The sequence below is a fragment of the Hylemonella sp. GW821-FHT12C09 genome (assembly GCF_058807395.1).
The window spans coordinates 285,530-305,086 of the sequence record NZ_JBXAQQ010000005.1; the positions used below are offsets into that span (position 1 = coordinate 285,530).

Below are 19,557 nucleotides of genomic sequence, written 5' to 3' on the forward strand. Positions count from 1 at the left end.
CATTTCATGGACGAGGCCGAGCGCCTGTGTGACCGCCTGCTGGTCATCGACCACGGCCGCAAGATCGCCGAGGGCACGCCGCGTGATCTCATCGCCGCGCACCTGGAGCCCGATGTGGTGGAGGTCTATGGCGGTGACGCCGTCGCCCTGAGCAGCGGCCCGCTGCGGGCCCTGGCCAGCCGGGTCGAGGTCAGTGGAGAAACGGTCTTTTTCTACACGCAGGATGCCGCGCCGCTGATGCAGGCGCTGGCGCATGACCACAGCGTGCGCAGCCTGCACCGGCCTGCGAACCTGGAGGATCTGTTCCTCAAGATGACCGGCCGTCAGATCCGGGAGGAAGCATGAATATGGCTCACCCCCAGGCTGCGCGCACTGCGTGTCGCCCCATGCCCGGCACCTTCGCCAGAGGCTCAGGCTCTTCGGCCTGTCCGCGCCTGCGCAGGCAGGCTCGGAGCCGCAGGCCTCAGCCCCTTGCAGGGGGCAACGCCAGTGGCCCGGCGAAGCCGGTTCCACGGCGTTCCGCGGCTGGACTTCTGCGTGCCAGCGACCTTGGCTCTTTTGCAGAGGAGCTGGCATGAACAACTTGATGAGATGGTGGCCCGTCTTCCTGCGCAACCTGCTGGTCTGGCGCAAGCTGGCCATCCCCAGCCTGGTGGGCAATATCGCCGAGCCGCTGATGTGGCTGGTGGCCTTCGGCTACGGCCTGGGGGCGCTGGTGGGCAGCGTGCCGCTGGACGGCAAGCAGGTGCCCTACATCCTCTTCCTGGCCAGTGGCTCGATCTGCATGAGCGCCATGAACGCGGCCACTTTCGAGGCCCTGTACTCGGCCTTCTCGCGCATGCACGTGCAGAAGACCTGGGACAGCATCATGAATGCGCCCGTCGCCCTGCGCGACGTGCTGCTGGCCGAGATGCTGTGGGCCGCCTTCAAGTCCTTGTTCTCCGTGACCGCCATCCTGGGCGTGATGCTGGCGCTGGACATCAGCCGCAGCCCCATGCTGCTGCTGGTGCTGCCCATCCTGCTGCTCGCCGGCATCACCTTCAGCTGCCTGGCGCTGATCTTCAACGCCCTGGCCAAGGGTTACGACTTCTTCACCTACTACTTCACGCTGTTCCTCACGCCCATGATGTTCCTCAGCGGCGTGTTCTTCCCGCGCGACAACCTGCCGGTGGTGCTGCAGTACGTCTCGGCCTGGCTGCCGCTGACGCAGGCCGTGGAGCTGGTGCGCCCGCTCTTCATGGGCCGCTGGCCAGCCGATGCGCTGCTGCACCTGGTCGTGCTGGCGCTCTACGCGCTGGTGGCCTGGTCCGTCGCCCTGGCGCTGACGAAACGCCGTTTCCGCGGCTAGAGCGGGATCACCCATGGCCTGGCTCATCACCAAGTACCTGCTGACCGCCGCGCTGGTGGTGCTGGTCTCGGAGTTCGCCAAGCGCAGCGACCGCCTGGGCGGCCTGCTGGCGGCCCTGCCGCTGGTGACCGTGCTCACCCTGGTCTGGCTGTACGTGGAAAAGCAGCCGCCGGACAAGATCGCCAACCACGCCTGGTACACCTTCTGGTACGTGCTGCCCACGCTGCCCATGTTCCTGGCCTTCCCGCTGCTGTTGCCGCGCCTGGGCTTCTGGCCCAGCCTGCTGGCCTGCGCCCTCATCACGGTGGCCTGTTTCGGCCTGCTGGCGCTGCTCCTGCGCCATTTCGGAGTCGAGCTGCTCTAGGGCCTGTTCCCACCAATTTCTCAAAATTGAGAAATTGGTGGGAACAGGCCCTAGCCTCCGCGTCCGGTGATGAAAAATTTCCACAGGGCGTGGAACAAAACGCCCTGAACTGCTAGAGTGGCTTTCATTCACCGAACGCAGAAAGCACACCTTGGCAACACCCAATTACGGATACGAAAAGCGCCAGAAAGAGCTGGCCAAGAAGCGCAAGAAGGAAGACAAGCTCAAGGAAAAAGCCCAGCGCAAGCTTGGCGGTCCGGTGGGCGAGGAAGGCGCGCCTGAAGAGGGCGGCGATACACCGGAAGCCGACGCCTCTGCAAGCGGGGACACCCCCCAGCCATGAAATGGCTGTCGGTCATGGCAGGGCTGCTGGTCCTGCTTTGCGGCTGTGCGTCCCCGGAGAAGTCATCGGTCGCCGGGTCGCCCGGTGAGACGGTGGCGAGCACCACGGCGGACGTGACGGGCAAGGTGGGCAGCATGGCCAAAGAATCCAGCTCCAGCCTGGTGCAGAAAGCCAGCCAGCCGCTGAACGACCTTAACCTGCTGGAGAACCGCATTCCCGCCGTGCTGACGGCCGCCGCGCAAAAGGGCCCGTATGCCGCGCCTGCCGATGCTTCCTGTGCCGCCTTGCGGACCGAGCTGGACGAACTCGACGCCGCCCTGGGGCCCGACATCGATGCCCCCGCGGTGCCCGGGAGCGATCCGAGCCTGGTGGTAAAGGCCGTGGGTTACGTGGGCCAGAAGGCCGTGGATTCGGTGTCGACCACCGTGAACACCATGGTTGATGGCGTGCTGCCTTTGCGCAGCTGGGTGCGCAAGCTCAGCGGGGCCGAACAGTATTCGAGCGAGGTGGCGGCGGCGGTTTCTGCCGGCCGGATCCGGCGGCCCTTTCTCAAGGGCTGGGCCCGGGGCGTTGCCTGTGCCTCGCCCTCCGTCCAGAACGTCGGGACAACGACGCCCTGAGCACAGGACGGCCGCCTGTGTCTCAGGCCCTGCTGGCGACCAGTTCCAGCGCCAGCGCCTGCATGGCCGCCAGCGAGCGGTTCTTGGGCTGGATGTCCTGCGCGCTGCCGAACTGCTTGAAGTTGCGTGCCATGGACTGCCGGTAGACCGGGTCGTAGTGCGTGAGCAGCAGGTCGCGCACCACGTCTTCGCTGTGGCCGCTGCGCACCGCCTGCTTCCAGCCTTCCACCACCTGCTTGCCCTTGAGCTCGGTCAGCGCGTCCAGCCGTTCGCAGAAGGCTTCGCCGTCCTGGACGAAGAAGTCGTAGTCCTCCAGCAGCAGGGCCACGCGCTCCTCGTCGGGCAGCAGCAGGTTCAGGCAGGGGCCGGCGCGCATGGCCTCGATCAGCGCGGCCGGCACGGCCACGTTGCCCACCTTCTTGCTCTCGCTCTCCACGTAGACCGGGCGCTTGGGGTCGAAGCGGCGCAGCGCGTCCCAGATGCGCGTGTCGAACTCCTTCTGCGTGGGCTGGGCCAGGCCCGGTATGGCGCCCAGCACCGAGCTGCGGTGCTGGGCCAGGGCCTCCAGGTCCAGCACCTGGGCACCGGCGGCCTGCAGGGCCTGCAGCAGGCGCGTCTTGCCTGAACCCGTGGTGCCGCAGACCACCCGCCAGTCGAACAGGGGGGCCAGGCGCGGGATGTCCAGCAGCAGCGCGGCCCGGAAGGCCTTGTAGCCGCCCTCGATAAGGGTGACGCGAAAACCGATCTCGCTGAGGATCAGGCTCAGCGAGCCGCTGCGCTTGCCGCCGCGCCAGCAGTAGGTCAGGGGCTTCCAGTCTTTCGGCTTGTCGATGACCTCGCGCTCGATGTGCGCCGCGATATTGCGCGCGGCCAGGGCCCCGCCGCGTTTCTTGGCCTCGAAGGCGTTGACCTGCTTGTAGAGCGTGCCGATGTCGTGGCGCTGCTGGTTGTCCAGCGTGGGCCAGTTCACGGCGCCGGGCAGGTGGTCCTCGGCGTATTCGTTTTCGCTGCGCGCGTCGATGACGGTGTCGTAATCGTCCAGATGCCGCAGGGCTTCCTCGGCCGTGGTGGTGAACAAGGGCATCAGAGGATTTTCTTGAGTTCGGGCCAGACGTTGTCCAGCATCAGGGGCTGGGCTTCGCTGGTGGGGTGAATGCGGTCGCTCTGGAACAGGCGCTGGGCGTCGGGGATATCGGCCACGCCCTTGAGGAAAAAGGGCACCAGCGCGGTCTTCTCGCTGCGCGCGACCTGCTGGTAGAGCCCGGCAAAACGGCGCCCGTAGTCGGCGCCGTAATTGGGCGGCATCTGCATGCCCACCAGCAGCACGCGCGCGCCGGCCTTCTTCGACTGCTGGGTCATCCACGCCAGGTTGGCACGTGTGGCGTCCAGCGCCAGGCCGCGCAGCGCGTCGTTGGCACCCAGCTCGATGATCACGTGGGTGGGCTGGTGCTGGGCCAGCAGGGCGGCCAGGCGCGCGCGCCCGCCAAAGGTGGTCTCGCCGCTGATGCTGGCGTTGACCACGCGCACCGCCTGTTTTTCCGCGGCCAGGCGCTGCTCCAGCAGCGCCACCCAGCCACTGCCGCGTGGCAGGCCGTATTCGGCGCTCAGCGAGTCACCGAGCACCAGCACCGTGCGCGATGTGGCTGCCTGGGATAACCCCAGGAAACCGCCCAGCAGGGCTGCCGCGATACAGTAGCGACGCAAGAAAGAAAACTTCATGTCCGAACCCATCATTTCCGTGGAACACGTGCTCAAGTCGGTCACCGACTCGACGGGCACGCTCGATATTTTGCGCGATATCCATTTCAGCGTCCCGCCACGCCAGACCCTGGCCATCGTGGGCGCCTCGGGTTCGGGCAAGAGCACGCTGCTGTCCATCATGGCCGGGCTGGACACCCCCAGCAGCGGCACGGTGCGCCTGGACGGCCAGGACATGTTCGCGCTCAACGAGGACGAACGCGCCGCCCTGCGTGCGCAGAAGCTGGGTTTCGTGTTCCAGAGCTTCCAGCTGCTGGGCCACCTGACCGCGCTGGAAAACGTCATGCTCCCGCTGGAACTGGCCGGCCGCAAGGACGCGCGCAAGGCCGCCACCGAGATGCTGGACCGCGTGGGGCTGGGCCAGCGCCTGGGGCATTACCCCAAAGTCCTCTCAGGTGGCGAGCAGCAGCGCGTGGCCCTGGCCCGGGCCTTCGTGGTGCAGCCGGCCGTGCTGCTGGCCGACGAGCCCACGGGCAGCCTGGACTATGCGACGGGGGAGACCGTGATGGAGCTGATGTTCGCGCTGAACCGCGAGCAGGGCACGACGCTGGTGCTCGTGACGCATGACACGGGGATTGCGGCGCGGTGTGAGCGGCGGATCACGATTGAGGCGGGAAGGGCGAGCGGGTGAATTAAGTCACTGAATAAGAACCTCGGCTTGCAGCCTTACTCTCAAAAGCGAAATGGTATTGACGATGCTTGAATTTTGATGGCATTCGGGTCTTTTCCTGTCTGCTCCAAAATTCTTTTGACAACGTGAGCTGCTAGCGAACTGGAATTGGTCGGTCCAAGTATCACTCGATCGACAATCTTGTTGAAAGAAAGATTCTGAGAAAACATCCCTTCGAGCGGTTTGACCTTCAGCTTTAGTTTGGGCTCTACCCCCTTCGGGGTAATCGCGTAGCTGTGCATGTCTTTGAGAATTTTATTTGGGTCGCGTTCGTTCATGTATACGATCCGCCATTCGTCTTCTTCGCGAAAGCCGATGTGCTTGGTAAATAGCGAGAAGGTTTTCAAGCGCTCTATCCAATGGAAGGCTGAATAAAACAACTCCTCGTCAGTCACAGCTTTGTTCTGGAAAAGAGATGCAAGTCTATGAATTTTTCCAGTTATCCATTCGATCCTCTCTTGGCTACTGGCATAGTGAACTGGCCCGATAATTAAGGGAGAGGCTGGATTTGCCTCAATCTTTGCGGTATCGAAGACGATGGCCATGCCTGCTCCACCCGCTCCATATCCTCGCCACATTGAAAGTCGTCCATCGCTGTCCATGGGGTCGTGCTTTGACAAGCACATCACGTATGTGTGGAATGCATGTTGTGTGTCAAAGTTGTGAAAAAACTGGTTGAAGTGGCCCATCAGTCGGTCGTACGATTTTTCGTCCGACAATGATTTCCTCAGTTCCAGACTCTGACGGAAAGCATTTGCGCCTTCCAGCATTCCAAATCGAAGTTCTTCGAAATCATTCATATAAAGAGGATTTGAGAACCAGACCTCATCATTGGCCATCATCTGTTCGAACACAGAGATTGATGTGTAGTGAGCCAAAAGCGGGCGCTGATTTGGAAAGCCATTTTCACTATCGAAGTCAGCCCACATGGCTGCATGAACAGTTTCAGTGAAGTTCATTTTGAAAATTGGTTAAGTAGTGTCATGAAGCAATTTTCGAGAGCCAAGCTCTGTATCTTTGACCTCTGATATTTGGTAGGAGGCCATAGAAAACGGCTGTGTTGGTGTACTCTTGAAAGAGAAGGCGACAACCAGTTATTCCTGGTGCCTCGCAGCATACTGGGATAATCCCCCCATGTCCTCCCCCAAAGTCCTGTTCGGCTTCCATGCCGTGGGCGTGCGCCTGAAGACGGCGCCGCAATCCATCATCGAGATCTATTTCGAGCCGACCCGGCGCGACGCGCGCATGCGCCAGTTCCTGGAAAAGGCCAAGGAGGCGAATGTGCGCCTGATCGAGGCTGACGGCCTGCGCCTGGCCAAGCTGGCCGGCAGCCACGGCCACCAGGGTGTGGCGGCACGTGTGGAGCCGATGGCCCAGGTGCATTCGCTGGACGACCTGCTGGACGCGCTGAGCGAGCCGCCCCTGCTGCTGGTGCTCGACGGCGTGACCGACCCGCACAACCTGGGCGCCTGCCTGCGCGTGGCCGACGGGGCCGGGGCGCACGCGGTCATCGCGCCCAAGGACCATGCGGTAGGTGTCAACGCCACGGTGGCCAAGGTGGCCAGCGGCGCGGCCGAGACCGTGCCCTATTTCATGGTGACCAACCTGGCGCGCACGCTGGGGGAGCTCAAGGAACGCAACATCTGGTGCATCGGCACCAGCGACGATGCGCCCAAGACCATCTACCAGGTGGACCTGAAGGGCCCCACGGCCCTGGTGCTGGGCGCGGAGGGCGAGGGCATGCGGCAGCTCACGCGCAAGACCTGCGACGAGCTGGTGGGCATCCCGATGAAGGGCGCGGTGGAAAGCCTGAATGTGTCGGTGGCCAGCGGCGTGTGCCTGTACGAGGCGCTGCGGCAACGCGGCTGAGAACCCGCGAATAAATCTACTGCGCGACCCGATCGCCGCGTTGGGCGGTGCTCGCCATCCTCACGTACCTGAAGTACGTTCCGGTGGCTGCGCTCCGTCCGCCTTGCGCTCGGGCCGCTCGCTACGATTTCTTCACGAGTTCTCCGTCATCAACAACAACGGCCCTCAAGAGGGCCGTTTCAGTTGGGCACGCCGGGTTCAGGCCGTGACGTCGAGGACCGTGCCGCTGAGCTGGCTCAGGGTGTTGATGCGCTTGCGGGTACCGCCTGTGCTGCTTTCACTGCGCGGGGGCTGGTTTTCCAGGCTGCGCACCTTGTCGTCGGCGCTGGCCGATTCCTGGCGCGCCACCGCGGCCTGCTGCTCCAGCTGGCTCACCCGGTTGGCGGCCTGCGCGGCTTCGCGCCGGGCCTGCTGCAGCTGGGACTGGTACTGGCTCAGCTGGGCCCGCGCACCGGGCGTGCTGCCGTTGAGGGACTGCATCGCCATGACCACGGCCGTCTCCTCAGGCCTTTTCGTTGACCAGGCGGCCCGTGGTCTGGCCCTGGGTGTTGACCACCGGTTCGCGTTGACGTGCCTCCCGGGCGGCGGCCTGGGCTTGCTGGGCCTCGCGCTGGGACTGTTGCTCCTGCACGCGCTGCTGCTCGGCGCGGAACTCCTGCGCGCGGTTGGCCGTGTTGGCGCGCGGCGGGGGAGAAACGGGGGTGTTGGAGGAGATGCCTTCGGTCGCCATGATGGACTCCGCGGTGAACTTGCTCAAATTTTAGTCAGACCTGGGGGGCTGTCAACCTTGGCCCGCCGGGCGGTAGGGATGGGCGCGCGTGAGCGTCATGAACGCATGGCATCATCCCGGCCAGCCCCACCGCACACCGCACCATGCCCACTCACCCGACCGACCGCCGCCAGCTCTTGCGCCTGGCGGCCGCCTCCGCCACCACGCTCTGGCTGCCGCGCAGCGCCTGGAGCCTGGCCCGCCTGAAGCAGGACCCGTTTGCACTGGGCGTGGCCAGCGGCGCGCCCACGCACGATGGCGTGGTGCTGTGGACGCGCCTGGCCTTCGAACAGGCGCAAGGCGCCGAGTTCACGCTGCGCTGGGAAGTGGCGCACGACGAGGGCTTCACGCGCATCGCGCGTAGCGGCCAGGTGCAGGCCGTGCCGGCGCTGGGGCATGCCGTGCATGCCGAGGTGGCGGGGCTGGAGCCCGACCGCTGGTATTTCTACCGGTTCATGCTGGGCGAGGCCGTGAGCCCGGTCGGGCGCACGCGCACCTTTCCGCGGCCCGACGCCTTGCCGGCACGCCTGCGCCTGGGTTATGCCTCCTGCCAGCGCTGGGAGCACGGTTATTACGCAGCGTGGCGGCACATGCGCGCCGAGCAGCTGGACGCGGTGATGTTCCTGGGCGACTACATCTACGAATATCCGGGGGCCCAGCAGGCCGTGCGCGCGGTGACCGGCGGCTGGGTGCGCACACTGGACGAGTACCGCGCCCGTTACGCCTTGCACAAGAGCGACGCCGACCTGCAGGCCATGCACGCGGCCTGCCCCTGGCTGCCGACCTGGGACGACCACGAGGTGCAGAACGACTACGCCGGTCTGCATGAAGGCACCGGCGTGCCTTTGCTGGGTACGGTGGACGACTTTTCGGGGCGCCGTGCTGCCGCCTACCAGGCCTGGTATGAAAACATGCCGGTGCGCGCTGCCATGCTGACGCAGGGCCTCGGCGGCCTGGCGCGCGGCGCCGAGCTGCGCGTCTACCAGCAAGTGCCGTTTGGCCGCCTGGCCGCGCTGCACCTGCTCGACGGCCGCCAGTACCGCGACCGCCAGCCCTGTCTGAAGGACGGCCAGCCCGGCGGCCGCCTGGTGGACCCGGCCAAATGCCGGGAGTGGGCCGATCCGCAGCGCAGCTACCTTGGCGCCACGCAGGAGCAGTGGCTGGACGATGCGCTGGCGCGCTCCGGTGGCCGCTGGACGGTGATCGGGCAGCAGACCCTGTTCGGCCCGCGCGACGCCCAGCCCGGCCCGGGGCAGCGCCTGTGGAACGACGGCTGGGATGGTTACGCCGGCAACCGCAGGCGCGTGACCGATGCACTGCAGCGCCACGCCGCGAGCAACCCGGTGCTGCTGGGCGGTGATGTGCACGAGAACTGGGTGGGCCACGTCAAGGCCGACTACGACCGCGCCGGCAGCGCGACGGTGGGCGTGGAGTTCTGCGGCACCAGCATCTCTTCGCGCGCCAGTGCCAGCGCGGTGGAGAAGACGCCGGAGCGCCTGGCCGAGAACCCGCATTTCGTGTTTGGCGACGCGCAGTACCGCGGCTACGGCGTGGCCGAGTTCACGCCCGGGCGCCTCACCACCACGCTGCGCGCCGTGCAGGACGCCACCAAGGCCGACTCGGACGCCTTCACGCTGGCGCGTTTCGAGGTGGCGGCCGGCCGGCCCCGCATCGAGCGGCAATAATCGCGCGGTCCGGGCTCTTGGCGCCCGGTTGGTCCGTACTCCCGAGTCCCTGATGAAGAAATCCCTGTTCCTGCTGCTGGCCCTGTGGGCCACCCCCCTGGTCCGGGCGCAGGAAGCGCCGCCGGCCGAGCCCGCCCCCCCCGCTGCGGAGGCCGCCCTGGTGGCTCCGCAGGAGGTGGTACCCGTCCAGAACTCGGCCGTGGCCCCGGTGGTCGTGCCCGATGCGGCGCCAACGGCGGCTTCCGAGGCGGGGCCGCGCGTGGCGCCGGCCCTTGCGCCGGCGCGGGCCCCGGTCGTGGCGGCCCCGGTGCCGCTGGCGCCGCCCGAGCCCCTGGTGGCCGCCGGCCGCTGGGACGGTGACTTCAACGCGGGTTTCTCGCTGTCGGCGGGCAACACCGACAGCCAGAGCTTCAATCTGGGCCTGGACACCAGCTACCAGCGGCCGGACGACAAGCTTTCGCTGTCGGCCCAGTACCTGGAGAGCCGCTCCCGCAGCACCACGAATGGCGTGGTGACGACCAGCATCACGGCCCTGCAGTGGCGCCTGGGCGGCCGTTACGACCGCGACATCACGCCGCGCGAGTTCGGTTTCCTGGGGCTGGAGTTCAGCCATGACCGCATCCGGCAGCTGGACCTGCGCAGCGTGATCAGCAGCGGCCTGGGCCGTCACCTGGTCAAGGCCCGCGACGACCAGTGGGACGTCTATGGCGGTCTGACCTATCGCGAGGATCTGTACGGCGGCAGTGGTGTGCTGATCAACGATGTACAGCAGACCCGCATGGAGACGACCGAAGTCCTGCTGGGCCAGGAATCCAGCCACCAGCTGGGCGGCACGCCGGCGCGCTTGCGGCAGAAGTTCGTGCTGTACCCGAGCCTGTTCACCGACAAGGGCACGCGCGCCACGCTGGACGCCGGCCTGACGCTCGACCTCCACAAGAGCCTGAGCCTGAGCGTGAAGCTGCAGGGCCGCTACGACAGCCTGGCCCAGGCGCCGGCCGAGAAGTACGACCTGCTGTTCATCACGGGCCTGAGCGTGAAGTTTGGCAGCTAGTGTTCAAAAATTCTGCGCCAGCCACAGGCGCAGGCGCATGCCGATGCCGGTGGTGTAACCCACCGCCGCATGGCGGATGTTGCCATGGGGGTCAAGCACGATGAAGGCCGGCACGGCCTGCAGGCCGTAGCGTGCCGCCAGGCTGCCGTCGGCATCGACGGCGGTCAGCCAGGCCAGCTGGCGCTGCTCCAGCACGCGGGCCACCTGGGCGGCCTCGCCTGAGCGCATGGCGATGGTAAGCACGGGCCAGTCGGGCTGCAGGCTGGTGATGCTGCTTTCTTCCATCCGGCAGATCGGGCACCACTCGGCCCAGACGTGCAGGCCCACGGCGCGGCCGGGGTAGCGGGCCCGCCACTGTTCGAGCGTGACCTGCGTGCCGGCTGGCGCACCGGCCAGCGGGGCACTGAAGGCCGGCGCCGGCCCGGCGGGGACGTGGCGGGCTTGCCAGGCGCTCACGCCCACCACGACGGCCACGATGATCAGCAGCGAGATGGCATGCGAGCGCCAGTCCCGGAGCCCGTTCCAGAACCCGGTCTTGAGGCCGGCCCCCAGGCGCTGCCAGACCGTCGTCACGTCAGGACTTCCAGCAGGCGGTCCAGGCCGCCGCTGTTGATGGCCACCATGGCCTGCTCACGCACCTTGGGTTTGGCGTGGTAGGCCACGGACAGGCCGGCCTCGCCCATCATGGGCAGGTCGTTGGCGCCGTCGCCCATGGCGATGGCCTGCTGCGTTGTGATGCCCAGCTGCGCGCAGGTCTGCTGCAGCATGCGGCGCTTCTCGGCGCCGTCGCAGATGTCGCCCCACGGCTGGTCGACCAGGCGGCCCGTGAGCGCGCCGTGTTCGATCTCCAGCACGTTGGAGCGGGTGTAGTCGATGGCCAGCAGCGCCTGCACATGGTCGGCGAAGAAGGTGAAACCACCGCTGACCAGCAGCACTTTCAACCCCGCGCGCTTGCAGGCGGCGATCAAATCGGCCGCACCCGGGTTCAGGCGCAGGCGTTCGCGCTTGACGGCTTCCAGGTCGGCCGTGGTCACGCCCTTGAGCAGGGCCACACGGCGGCGCAGGCTGTCCTTGAAGTCTGTGATTTCGCCGCGCATGGCGGCTTCGGTGATGGCGGCCACCTCGGCCTTGCGGCCCACGGCGTCGGCGATCTCGTCCACGCACTCGATGTTGATCAGCGTGGAGTCCATGTCGAAGGCGATCAGCTTGAAATCGCGCAGGCGCAGCGGCGGCGTGAAACCTTGCAGCACGAGGCCGGGTGCGTGGTCGGTGGGGGGAGCAGTCATGGGGCGGTTCAGGATTTCAGGTAAAGCGTGTCGGACCAGGTGGCCAGCCACTGCGGACGGTAAGCGACAAAGATGGCCGTCATCATGCCGGTGACGAAGGCGTCGCCCCAGGCCATGAGCCACAGGGCCACCCAGGCCAGTTCGTCACCGACATTGGGCAGGCTGTGGCCCGCGGCCTGGGCCAGCAGGCTGGCAGCGAAGAGGCACAGCACGGTGCCCAGGAAACCGCGGCCCAGCACGTAGACAAAAGGATGGTGCGGCACAAAACGGCGCAGCAGGCCGCCCAGGCCCAGCGCCAGCGTCGCCGGCACCAGCCCTTGCCACAGCAGCAGGGCCAGGGCCTGCTCGCCCGTGGCCGGGGTGATGAGCCAGGTGATGGCACCCACGCCGGTGAGCACGGGGACGGCCAGCGGCCAGCCCAGGCTCAGCGTGACCAGGCAGGCGCCCGACCACTGCAGCTGCAGCGGCATGGCGTGCCAGAAGGGCAGGGCCCACAGCAAGGGCAGCAGGGCCAGGGTGGCCAGCAGCGGCGTCTGCAGGCCGTTGTGGGCCAGCAGGCGCCAGGGCCGCAGCCACAGGGCCGGCAGCAGGATGAGCAGCGCGAGCAGGGGTTCGAGCAGCGTGGCCATGGTCGGGTCTCAGGCTGCGGCGTCGGCGGTGCGCGGGGTGCCGAGCGCGCGCAGCACGTCGCGCACCATATGGGCGCGGGCCTTGGGGTCGGGCAGTTCGCGTTCGATGCGCAGCTTCTCGTTGCCGGCCAGCTTGATGTGGCGGTTCTTCTGCACCAGCTCGATCACCTTGGCCGGGTCTACCGGTGCGTCCTTGCGGAAGGTGATGTTGATCAGGTGCGGCGCCGCGTCGACCTTGACCACGCCGTAGGGCTGGCTGATCACGCGCAGGCGGTGCACGTCGATCAGCGTCTGCGCCTGGGGCGGCAGCTTGCCGAAGCGGTCAACGATCTCTTCCATGAGCGCGTCGATCGCTTCCGTCTTTTTCGCGGTGGCGAGTTTCTTGTAGAAGGACAGGCGCATGTGCACGTCGCCGCAGTAGTCGTCGGGCAGGAGCGCCGGGGCGTGCAGGTTGATGTCGGTGGTGACGCTCATGGGCGAGAGCAGGTCCGGCTCCTTGCCTTCGCGCAGGCAGCGCACGGCCTCGCTGAGCATCTCGTTGTAGAGCTGGAAACCCACTTCCAGCATGTTGCCGCTCTGGTTCTCGCCCAGCACCTCGCCGGCGCCGCGGATCTCCAGGTCGTGCATGGCCAGGTAAAAGCCCGAGCCCAGCTCTTCCATGGCCTGGATGGCGTCCAGGCGCTGGCTGGCCTGCTTGGTCAGGCTTTCCTTGTCGGGCACCATGAGGTAGGCATAGGCCTGGTGGTGGCTGCGGCCCACGCGACCGCGCAACTGGTGCAGCTGGGCCAGGCCGAACTTGTCGGCGCGGCTGATCACGATGGTGTTGGCCGAGGGCACGTCGATGCCGGTCTCGATGATGGTCGAGCACAGCAGCAGGTTGGTGCGCTGGGCCACGAAGTCGCGCATCACGGCTTCGAGCTGGCGCTCGGGCATCTGGCCGTGGGCCACATCGATGCGGGCCTCGGGCAGCAGGATCTCGAGCGCGGCGCGGCGGTTCTCGATGGTCTCGACCTCGTTGTGCAGGAAATAGACCTGGCCGCCGCGTTTCAATTCACGCAGCACGGCTTCGCGGATCACGCCCTTGTCTTCGTTGCGCACAAAGGTCTTGATGGCCAGGCGGCGTTGCGGTGCCGTGGCGATCACGGACAGGTCGCGCAGGCCTTCGAGCGCCATGCCCAGGGTGCGCGGGATGGGGGTGGCGGTCAGCGTGAGCACGTCGACCTCGGCGCGCAGGGCCTTGACGGCTTCCTTGTGGCGCACGCCGAAACGGTGTTCCTCGTCGATGATGAGCAGGCCCAGGTTCTTGAACTTGGTGTCCTGGCTCAGCAGCTTGTGCGTGCCGACCACGATGTCCACGCTGCCGTCGGCGATGCCCTTGAGCGCGGCCGTGATCTCCTTGCCCGAGCGGAAGCGGCTCATCTCGGCGATCTTCACCGGCCATTTGGAGAAGCGGTCCACCAGGGTCTGGTAGTGCTGCTCGGCCAGCAGGGTGGTGGGCGCGAGGAAGGCCACCTGGCGCCCGCCGGTGACGGCGACAAAGGCGGCACGCAGGGCGACCTCGGTCTTGCCGAAACCCACGTCGCCGCAGACCAGGCGGTCCATGGGGCGCGGGCTCACCATGTCCTGCACCACGGCGTGGATGGCCGCGCGCTGGTCGGCGGTCTCCTCGAAACCGAAGTCGTTGGCGAACTGCTCGTAGTCGCGCGGCGAAAAGCGGAAGGCGTGGCCTTCGCGCGCGGCGCGCCGCGCATAGATGTTGAGCAGCTCGGCCGCGGCGTCACGGATCTGCTGCGCCGCGCGGCGCTTGGCCTTGTCCCACTGGCCCGAGCCCAGGCGGTGCAGCGGCGCCTCGTCCGCACTCACGCCGGTGTAGCGGCTGATGAGCTGCAGCTGGCTGACCGGCACGTAGAGCACGGCGTTGTCGGCGTATTCGAGGTGCAGGAACTCCTGCATCTCGGGGGTCCCGTCGTCCTGCAGCTGGCCGCTCACGCTCATGTTCACCAGGCCGCGGTAACGGCCGATGCCGTGGCTGGCATGCACCACAGGGTCGCCGACCTTGAGTTCGGACAGGTCCTTGATCAGCGACTCGACGTCGCTGACCTGTTCCTGCTTCTTGCGTCGGCGTGTGCTGGGGCCGGCGGCAAAGAGTTCGGTCTCGGTGACGAAGTCCAGGCCTTCTTCGGTCCAGGCAAAGCCCACGTTGAGCGCGGCAGTGGCGATGCCCAGCTTCTCGTCGCTGGCCTTGAACTCTTCGAGCGAGTCGAAGGCCGGCGGGATGACGCTGCTGGCGCGCAGGAAGTCGAGCAGGCTCTCGCGCCGGCCATCGCTTTCGGCCAGCAGCAGCACGCGGTGCTGGGTGTTGCGGACATGGTCCTTGAGCTTGGCCAGCGGGTCTTCGGCGCCGCGCACCACGGTGAGTTCGGGCAGCAGGTCGAATTCGGCCACGCCTTCTGCATTGCCTGGGCGTATGGCCAGCTGTGCATGGCCGTTGGCCAGGCTGAAGAACTGCTCGATGCCCAGGAAGAGCGACTCGGGCGGCAGCGGCGGCCGATCGGGTTCGCCCTGGGCCAGGCGATAACGTTCCCTGGTGTCCTGCCAGAAGCGCTGCAGTGCGGGCTCCAGCTCGCCGTGCAGTACCACGGTGGCGGCCTGGTCGGTGCCGGCGCCGAGGTAATCGAAGACGGTGGCGGTCTGCTCGAAGAACAGCGGCAGGTAGTACTCGATGCCGGCGGTGGCCACGCCGTTGCCGATGTCCTTGTAGATGCGGCTCTTGGTCGGATCGCCTTCGAGCAACTCACGCCAGCGGCGGCGGAACAGCGCGCGCGAATCGTCGTCCATGGGGAACTCGCGCCCGGGCAGCAGGCGCACCTCAGGCACGGGGTAGAGGCTGCGCTGGCTGTCGGGGTCGAAGGTGCGGATGGAGTCGACCTCGTTGTCGAACAGGTCGACGCGGAAGGGCACTTGCGAGCCCATGGGGAAGAGGTCGATCAGGCCGCCACGCACCGCGTACTCGCCCGGGCTCACGACCTGGGTCACGTGGTTGTAGCCGGCCAGGGTGAGCTGGCTGCGGAACTGCGCTTCGTCCAGCGTCTGGTTGGCCTTGAAGGAGAAAGTGTGCGCGGCCAGGAAACCCGGTGGCGCCAGGCGGTAGAGCGCCGTGGTGGCCGGGATCAGCACGATGTCCGTGGTGTCCTCGGGCGAGCCTTTGCCGTGGTTGTACAGGCGCCAGAGTGTGGCCAGGCGCTCGCTGATCAGGTCCTGGTGCGGCGAGAAGGTGTCGTAGGGCAGGGTCTCCCAGTCGGGAAACATGGCGCAGCGCAGTTCCGGCTTGAAGAAGGCGATCTCGTCGATCAGGCGCTGGGCGTCGGTCGCGTCGCCGCAGACGATGGCCAGCAGCCGACCGGCGGCCTGCTCGCGCTCGGCCAGGCGGGCCAGCAGCAAGGCGTCGGACGAGCCCGTCGGGCGGGGCAGGGTGTAGCGCTTGCCGGCTTGGAGTTTGGGGAGATCCATCGAGGAACCAAATCAAAAAACGCAAAAACCCCCTGCGCGGATGGCGGGGGGTGTGCTGGGCCGATTTTAGTGGACGACGGGCCCTCTAGAATGACATCTCGCTCATGACCTCCAAGTCCACTTCCCCTGCCGCCCGCTATTGGGCCCTCATACCCTGTGCCGGCAGCGGTACCCGCGCCGGCGGTGCCGGCCCCAAGCAGTACCAGCTCGTCGCGGGCCAGCCCATGGTGCGGCACACCCTGGCGGCGTTCGCCGCGGTGCCGCAACTGCAGCGCACCCTGGTGGTGGTGGCCCCGGGCGACCGTTTTCTGGAACCCGTGACCACGGCCAGTTATGCCCTGGCCGATTGCGGGGGTGCGACGCGCGCCGCCACGGTGACGAACGGCCTGGCCGTGCTGCGCAGCCTGGGGGCCGGCGAGCAGGACTGGGTGCTGGTGCACGATGCCGCGCGCTGCCTGGTGACGCCGCAGCAGATCAGCCAGCTGATCGAGGCGTGCGCGCTGGACGCGGTGGGCGGTCTGCTGGCGCTGAAATTGCCCGACACGCTCAAGCAGGAACAGGACGGCCGGGTGAGCGCCACGCTGGCGCGAGGCGACAAGTGGCTGGCGCAGACGCCGCAGATGTTCCGCCTGGGGCTGCTGCAGCGCGCCCTGGCCCAGACTGGCGTGGAGGTGACCGATGAGTCCTCGGCCATCGAGGCGCTGGGCCTGGCACCGCGTCTGGTGAGCGGCAGCGCCCAGAATTTCAAGGTGACCTATCCCGAGGATTTCGCGCTGGCCGAGGCCGTGCTGCGGGCCCGGGTGGACGCCACGAGGACAATGCCATGAGCACTCTTTTTTCCATGCGGGTCGGTGAGGGCTGGGACGTGCATGCCCTGGTCGAGGGGCGCAAGCTCATCCTGGGCGGCGTCGAGATTCCCTACGAAAAAGGCCTGCTGGGCCATTCGGATGCCGATGCGCTGCTGCACGCCATCACCGATGCGTTGCTGGGCGCGGCCGGCCTGGGTGACATCGGTCGCCATTTTCCTGACACCGATGCGCGCTTCAAGGGCGCCGATTCATCGGTGCTGCTGGCCGAGGCGGCGGCGCGCGTGCGCGCCCAGGGCTGGCAGATCGGCAATGTCGACAGCACCATCATCGCCCAGGCGCCCAAGATGGCGCCGCACATCGCGGCCATGCGCGAACGCATCGCCGCCGTGCTCGGCCTGGGGGCCGATCAGGTCAACGTGAAGGCCAAGACGGCCGAAAAGCTGGGCCCCGTGGGCGAGGGGCTGAGCATCGAGGCACGGGCCATCGTGCTGCTGGCGCGCTAGTGCCCTGTTGCCCCGCAGGGCCTAGCTGTGTGCCTGCTTGAGCTGGATGCGGATGGTGAAGCCGCCGGTGCTGCTGTTGCCCAGGCCGAACTTGCCCCCCATGCGGCGCACCGTCTTGTCCACGATGGACAGGCCCAGGCCGGCCCCGGTGGCCGCGGTGCGGGCCTCGTCGCCGCGGTAGAAGGGTTTGGTCAGATTGGGCAGGTGCTCGGGCGCCACGCCCGGGCCGTGGTCGCGCACGCGGATCTGCACCCACTGGTCGCGCGCGCGGGTCGTGATGTCCACGGTGGTGATGCCGCTCTCGGGCTCCTTGCCATAGCGGCGTGAGTTTTCCACCAGGTTGGAGATGACGCGGCCGAGTTCCACGGCGTCGGCCAGCACCGAGACGTTGTCCTGCAGGTCCAGGTTGAACTGCATGTCGGGACGGTCCTTGAAGGCGAACAGGCTGGCGCGGATGACTTCGTTGAGGTTGACCGGCGCCAGGCGCACGTGGTCGGGGCGTGCGTAGTCCAGGAATTTGTCGATGATGGCGTCGAGCTGTTCCAGGTCGGCCACCATGTGCGCCTGGGCGTCGGGGTCGGTCACGCTCATCTCGGTTTCCAGGCGCAGGCGCGACAAGGGGGTGCGCAGGTCGTGCGAGATGCCCGCCAGCATGACGGCGCGGTCCTGCTCGATCTTGGCCAGGCGCTGGGCCATGCGGTTGAAGCCGATGTTGACCTGGCGGATTTCGGTGGTGGGCACGCGCTCGTTGAGGCGGCTGGCCGCGAAGTCGCCCTCGCGGATGCGGCTGGCGGCAAAGGACAGTTGCTTGAGCGGACGGTTGATCAGGCGCGCGATGATGGCTGCGCCGGCCAGCGAGAGCAGGGCGCCGGTGCTCAGCCAGATCAGCCAGGTCTTGCTGGCGGTCTGGTTGAAGCGCGAGCGGTCGGTCTGCAGCCAGTAGTTGTCGCGGTCGATCACGAAGCCTACCCACAAGCCCGGCTTGCCGTTGACGCTGTTGGCCACCACGGTACCCGGGCCCAGGCGGGCCGTCAGTTCCTGGTTGATGCGCCGGTTCACGCTGTCGGTATCGAAGGGCTCATAGCGGTCGCTGGGCTCGCGCGGCAGCACACGCACGCCTTCCTTCTCGGTCATGGTCTTGATCAGCGAGACGCGCATGATGGCGTCGGAGTGCACCAGTGCAGCGCGGCTGAGGTTGACCAGCGAGGCGATCTGCTGCGCGGTCTGGATGGCGCGTGGCTCGAACTCCAGGGCGCGCAGGGTCTGCAGCCAGGCCAGGATGCTGCCGAACAGCAGCAGGGCGAGCAGGAAGAAGGTGCGCCAGAACAGGCTCAGGCCGGTCTGGTCGCGCACTTCGCCATCGAGTTCGGCCGGGGTGGTTTCCTGCGGACCGCCGCCGCCATGCTGTTCTTCGGTCAGCTGGGAGTGCCAGCGCGACGGATCCAGCAGAGAGGAGCGTAGCGGGGCGGGGGAACGGTGGCTGCGAAAGATCAACCTGCACCGTCCGGTACGAAGACATAGCCCACGCCCCAGACGGTCTGGATGTAGCGCGGCACGGCCGGATCGACCTCGATGAGCTTGCGCAGGCGCGAGACCTGCACGTCCAGGCTGCGGTCGAAGGGCTCGAATTCGCGCCCGCGGGCCTGCTGGGCCAGCTTTTCGCGCGACATGGGCTGGCGCGGGTGCCGCACCAGGGCCTTGAGCATGGCGAACTCGCCCGTGGTCAGGGGCAGTTCCTCGCCTTCCTTGCGCAGGGTGCGCGCGCCCATGTCGAAGGTGTAGGGGCCGAAGCTCACCACCTCCTGGTCGCTCGAAGGCGCGCCGGGCGCCTCCAGTGCCGGGCGCCGGCGCAGCACGGCGTTGATGCGGGCCAGCAGCTCGCGCGGGTTGAAGGGCTTGCCCAGGTAGTCGTCGGCGCCGACTTCCAGGCCGACGATGCGGTCCACGTCCTCGACCTTGGCGGTCAGCATGATGATGGGGGTCTTGTCGTTGGCCGCGCGCAGGCGCCGGCAGATGGACAGGCCGTCCTCGCCGGGCATCATGAGGTCGAGCACGATGAGGTCCACCGTCTCGCGCAGCAGGATGCGCGTGAGGGACTTGCCGTCCTCGGCCTGGAAGACCTCGAAGCCCTCCTGGGTCAGGTAGCGGCGCAACAGGTCGCGGATGCGCGCGTCGTCATCGACGACCAGGATCTTGTCGGTACGGCTTGAAATGGACGTCATGTTCTATGCTCGGCCTTGGACGGTGTGCAAGCTGCGGATTCTGCCGGTCACAACCGGCCCTCAGCCTCCAGGAGGCCTGACTTTGACATACTGTTACAAATCTCGGCCCAATGCGCAAGTA

22 protein-coding genes are annotated in these 19,557 nt (G+C 67.0%); 11 read left to right on the top strand and 11 right to left on the bottom strand.

What is annotated here, in order from left to right; translation table 11 throughout:
• Positions 1 to 6 precede the first annotated feature (6 nt).
• The 5 genes from AC1RRP_RS10895 to AC1RRP_RS10915 all read left to right on the top strand — a co-directional run bounded on the left by AC1RRP_RS10895 (position 7) and on the right by AC1RRP_RS10915 (position 2,675).
• The gene (locus AC1RRP_RS10895) at positions 7 to 345 is read left to right on the top strand and encodes an ATP-binding cassette domain-containing protein (RefSeq protein ID WP_493036079.1); all 339 of its coding nucleotides are present in this window, start codon (positions 7 to 9) and stop codon (positions 343 to 345) included.
• Between the two features lie 229 nt (positions 346 to 574).
• Positions 575 to 1,348: an ABC transporter permease gene (locus tag AC1RRP_RS10900; RefSeq protein ID WP_493036013.1), complete on the top strand. Its 774-nt coding sequence runs from the start codon at positions 575 to 577 to the stop codon at positions 1,346 to 1,348.
• 13 nt (positions 1,349 to 1,361) lie between these two features.
• Positions 1,362 to 1,712 (top strand): DUF3147 family protein, encoded by a 351-nt coding sequence (locus AC1RRP_RS10905; protein WP_493036015.1) that lies wholly within the window; start codon positions 1,362 to 1,364, stop codon positions 1,710 to 1,712.
• 151 nt (positions 1,713 to 1,863) lie between these two features.
• Positions 1,864 to 2,055 (top strand): hypothetical protein, encoded by a 192-nt coding sequence (locus AC1RRP_RS10910; protein ID WP_493036017.1) that lies wholly within the window; start codon positions 1,864 to 1,866, stop codon positions 2,053 to 2,055.
• Positions 2,052 to 2,675, top strand: a complete 624-nt coding sequence (locus tag AC1RRP_RS10915) for a hypothetical protein (RefSeq protein ID WP_493036019.1) — start codon at positions 2,052 to 2,054, stop codon at positions 2,673 to 2,675. The genes AC1RRP_RS10910 and AC1RRP_RS10915 overlap by 4 nt, the downstream gene beginning before the upstream one ends.
• A gap of 22 nt (positions 2,676 to 2,697) precedes the next feature.
• Here AC1RRP_RS10915 and mnmH read toward each other — a convergent pair whose 3' ends face one another.
• Both mnmH and AC1RRP_RS10925 read right to left on the bottom strand, forming a co-directional pair.
• Positions 2,698 to 3,759: a tRNA 2-selenouridine(34) synthase MnmH gene (gene mnmH, locus AC1RRP_RS10920; RefSeq protein WP_493036021.1), complete on the bottom strand. Its 1,062-nt coding sequence runs from the start codon at positions 3,757 to 3,759 to the stop codon at positions 2,698 to 2,700.
• Positions 3,759 to 4,394, bottom strand: coding sequence for an arylesterase (locus AC1RRP_RS10925; protein ID WP_493036023.1), 636 nt, complete (start codon positions 4,392 to 4,394; stop codon positions 3,759 to 3,761). Before AC1RRP_RS10925 ends, mnmH begins: the two co-directional genes overlap by 1 nt.
• On the opposite strand from AC1RRP_RS10925, the gene AC1RRP_RS10930 reads away from it, so the two are divergent.
• Positions 4,393 to 5,064, top strand: a complete 672-nt coding sequence (locus AC1RRP_RS10930; protein ID WP_493036025.1) for an ABC transporter ATP-binding protein — start codon at positions 4,393 to 4,395, stop codon at positions 5,062 to 5,064. The genes AC1RRP_RS10925 and AC1RRP_RS10930 overlap by 2 nt on opposite strands.
• A gap of 41 nt (positions 5,065 to 5,105) precedes the next feature.
• Here the strand turns inward: AC1RRP_RS10930 and AC1RRP_RS10935 are convergent, their stop codons facing one another.
• A complete protein-coding gene (locus AC1RRP_RS10935) occupies positions 5,106 to 6,062 on the bottom strand; it encodes a DUF2971 domain-containing protein (protein WP_493036027.1) in 957 nt (318 codons plus the stop codon).
• A gap of 175 nt (positions 6,063 to 6,237) precedes the next feature.
• On the opposite strand from AC1RRP_RS10935, the gene rlmB reads away from it, so the two are divergent.
• Positions 6,238 to 6,972, top strand: coding sequence for a 23S rRNA (guanosine(2251)-2'-O)-methyltransferase RlmB (gene rlmB / locus AC1RRP_RS10940; RefSeq protein WP_493036029.1), 735 nt, complete (start codon positions 6,238 to 6,240; stop codon positions 6,970 to 6,972).
• Positions 6,973 to 7,170: 198 nt separating this feature from the next.
• Here the strand turns inward: rlmB and AC1RRP_RS10945 are convergent, their stop codons facing one another.
• Positions 7,171 to 7,458: a hypothetical protein gene (locus AC1RRP_RS10945; RefSeq protein ID WP_493036031.1), complete on the bottom strand. Its 288-nt coding sequence runs from the start codon at positions 7,456 to 7,458 to the stop codon at positions 7,171 to 7,173.
• Between the two features lie 16 nt (positions 7,459 to 7,474).
• Positions 7,475 to 7,729, bottom strand: coding sequence for a hypothetical protein (locus AC1RRP_RS10950; RefSeq protein ID WP_493036033.1), 255 nt, complete (start codon positions 7,727 to 7,729; stop codon positions 7,475 to 7,477).
• A gap of 116 nt (positions 7,730 to 7,845) precedes the next feature.
• Here AC1RRP_RS10950 and AC1RRP_RS10955 point away from each other — a divergent pair, with 116 nt between their 5' ends.
• Positions 7,846 to 9,426 carry an alkaline phosphatase D family protein gene (locus AC1RRP_RS10955; RefSeq protein WP_493036035.1) on the top strand — a complete coding sequence of 527 codons (1,581 nt, stop codon included), beginning with the start codon at positions 7,846 to 7,848 and terminating at the stop codon, positions 9,424 to 9,426.
• A gap of 52 nt (positions 9,427 to 9,478) precedes the next feature.
• Entirely contained in the window at positions 9,479 to 10,477 is a 999-nt protein-coding gene (locus AC1RRP_RS10960) for a DUF481 domain-containing protein (RefSeq protein ID WP_493036037.1), read from the top strand.
• A 3-nt stretch (positions 10,478 to 10,480) separates the two neighbouring features.
• Here AC1RRP_RS10960 and AC1RRP_RS10965 read toward each other — a convergent pair whose 3' ends face one another.
• From AC1RRP_RS10965 to mfd, 4 genes are read right to left on the bottom strand one after another with little or no spacing between them, the layout of a single operon-like run.
• Entirely contained in the window at positions 10,481 to 11,050 is a 570-nt protein-coding gene (locus AC1RRP_RS10965; RefSeq protein WP_493036039.1) for a redoxin domain-containing protein, read from the bottom strand.
• Positions 11,047 to 11,763, bottom strand: coding sequence for a phosphoserine phosphatase SerB (gene serB / locus AC1RRP_RS10970; protein WP_493036041.1), 717 nt, complete (start codon positions 11,761 to 11,763; stop codon positions 11,047 to 11,049). The genes AC1RRP_RS10965 and serB overlap by 4 nt, the downstream gene beginning before the upstream one ends.
• 8 nt (positions 11,764 to 11,771) lie before the next feature.
• The gene (locus AC1RRP_RS10975) at positions 11,772 to 12,392 is read right to left on the bottom strand and encodes a hypothetical protein (RefSeq protein WP_493036042.1); all 621 of its coding nucleotides are present in this window, start codon (positions 12,390 to 12,392) and stop codon (positions 11,772 to 11,774) included.
• Positions 12,393 to 12,401: 9 nt separating this feature from the next.
• Positions 12,402 to 15,902 carry a transcription-repair coupling factor gene (gene mfd, locus AC1RRP_RS10980; protein WP_493036044.1) on the bottom strand — a complete coding sequence of 1,167 codons (3,501 nt, stop codon included), beginning with the start codon at positions 15,900 to 15,902 and terminating at the stop codon, positions 12,402 to 12,404.
• A 104-nt stretch (positions 15,903 to 16,006) separates the two neighbouring features.
• Between mfd and ispD the strand changes: the two genes are divergently transcribed.
• Entirely contained in the window at positions 16,007 to 16,729 is a 723-nt protein-coding gene (gene ispD, locus AC1RRP_RS10985) for a 2-C-methyl-D-erythritol 4-phosphate cytidylyltransferase (protein ID WP_493036046.1), read from the top strand.
• Positions 16,726 to 17,214: a 2-C-methyl-D-erythritol 2,4-cyclodiphosphate synthase gene (gene ispF, locus AC1RRP_RS10990; protein ID WP_493036048.1), complete on the top strand. Its 489-nt coding sequence runs from the start codon at positions 16,726 to 16,728 to the stop codon at positions 17,212 to 17,214. The genes ispD and ispF overlap by 4 nt, the downstream gene beginning before the upstream one ends.
• 21 nt (positions 17,215 to 17,235) lie before the next feature.
• Here ispF and AC1RRP_RS10995 read toward each other — a convergent pair whose 3' ends face one another.
• The gene (locus tag AC1RRP_RS10995; protein WP_493036081.1) at positions 17,236 to 18,633 is read right to left on the bottom strand and encodes a sensor histidine kinase; all 1,398 of its coding nucleotides are present in this window, start codon (positions 18,631 to 18,633) and stop codon (positions 17,236 to 17,238) included.
• Between the two features lie 71 nt (positions 18,634 to 18,704).
• Complete coding sequence (gene ompR, locus AC1RRP_RS11000) at positions 18,705 to 19,436, bottom strand: osmolarity response regulator transcription factor OmpR (protein WP_057675927.1); 732 nt, start codon at positions 19,434 to 19,436, stop codon at positions 18,705 to 18,707.
• Between the last annotated feature and the right edge of the window lie 121 nt (positions 19,437 to 19,557).

Excerpts from the sequence above, each read along its gene's own strand:
- AC1RRP_RS10895 (WP_493036079.1), top strand. The coding sequence starts at position 7 with ATGGACGAGGCCGAGCGCCTGTGTGACCGCCTGCTGGTCATCGACCAC.
- AC1RRP_RS10900 (WP_493036013.1), top strand. The coding sequence starts at position 575 with ATGAACAACTTGATGAGATGGTGGCCCGTCTTCCTGCGCAACCTGCTG.
- AC1RRP_RS10905 (WP_493036015.1), top strand. The coding sequence starts at position 1,362 with ATGGCCTGGCTCATCACCAAGTACCTGCTGACCGCCGCGCTGGTGGTG.
- AC1RRP_RS10915 (WP_493036019.1), top strand. The coding sequence starts at position 2,052 with ATGAAATGGCTGTCGGTCATGGCAGGGCTGCTGGTCCTGCTTTGCGGC.
- mnmH (WP_493036021.1), bottom strand. The coding sequence starts at position 3,759 with ATGCCCTTGTTCACCACCACGGCCGAGGAAGCCCTGCGGCATCTGGAC.
- AC1RRP_RS10930 (WP_493036025.1), top strand. The coding sequence starts at position 4,393 with ATGTCCGAACCCATCATTTCCGTGGAACACGTGCTCAAGTCGGTCACC.
- AC1RRP_RS10925 (WP_493036023.1), bottom strand. The coding sequence starts at position 4,394 with ATGAAGTTTTCTTTCTTGCGTCGCTACTGTATCGCGGCAGCCCTGCTG.
- AC1RRP_RS10935 (WP_493036027.1), bottom strand. The coding sequence starts at position 6,062 with ATGAACTTCACTGAAACTGTTCATGCAGCCATGTGGGCTGACTTCGAT.
- rlmB (WP_493036029.1), top strand. The coding sequence starts at position 6,238 with ATGTCCTCCCCCAAAGTCCTGTTCGGCTTCCATGCCGTGGGCGTGCGC.
- AC1RRP_RS10945 (WP_493036031.1), bottom strand. The coding sequence starts at position 7,458 with ATGGCGATGCAGTCCCTCAACGGCAGCACGCCCGGTGCGCGGGCCCAG.
- AC1RRP_RS10955 (WP_493036035.1), top strand. The coding sequence starts at position 7,846 with ATGCCCACTCACCCGACCGACCGCCGCCAGCTCTTGCGCCTGGCGGCC.
- AC1RRP_RS10960 (WP_493036037.1), top strand. The coding sequence starts at position 9,479 with ATGAAGAAATCCCTGTTCCTGCTGCTGGCCCTGTGGGCCACCCCCCTG.
- serB (WP_493036041.1), bottom strand. The coding sequence starts at position 11,763 with ATGACTGCTCCCCCCACCGACCACGCACCCGGCCTCGTGCTGCAAGGT.
- AC1RRP_RS10975 (WP_493036042.1), bottom strand. The coding sequence starts at position 12,392 with ATGGCCACGCTGCTCGAACCCCTGCTCGCGCTGCTCATCCTGCTGCCG.
- mfd (WP_493036044.1), bottom strand. The coding sequence starts at position 15,902 with ATGGATCTCCCCAAACTCCAAGCCGGCAAGCGCTACACCCTGCCCCGC.
- ispD (WP_493036046.1), top strand. The coding sequence starts at position 16,007 with ATGACCTCCAAGTCCACTTCCCCTGCCGCCCGCTATTGGGCCCTCATA.
- ispF (WP_493036048.1), top strand. The coding sequence starts at position 16,726 with ATGAGCACTCTTTTTTCCATGCGGGTCGGTGAGGGCTGGGACGTGCAT.
- ompR (WP_057675927.1), bottom strand. The coding sequence starts at position 19,436 with ATGACGTCCATTTCAAGCCGTACCGACAAGATCCTGGTCGTCGATGAC.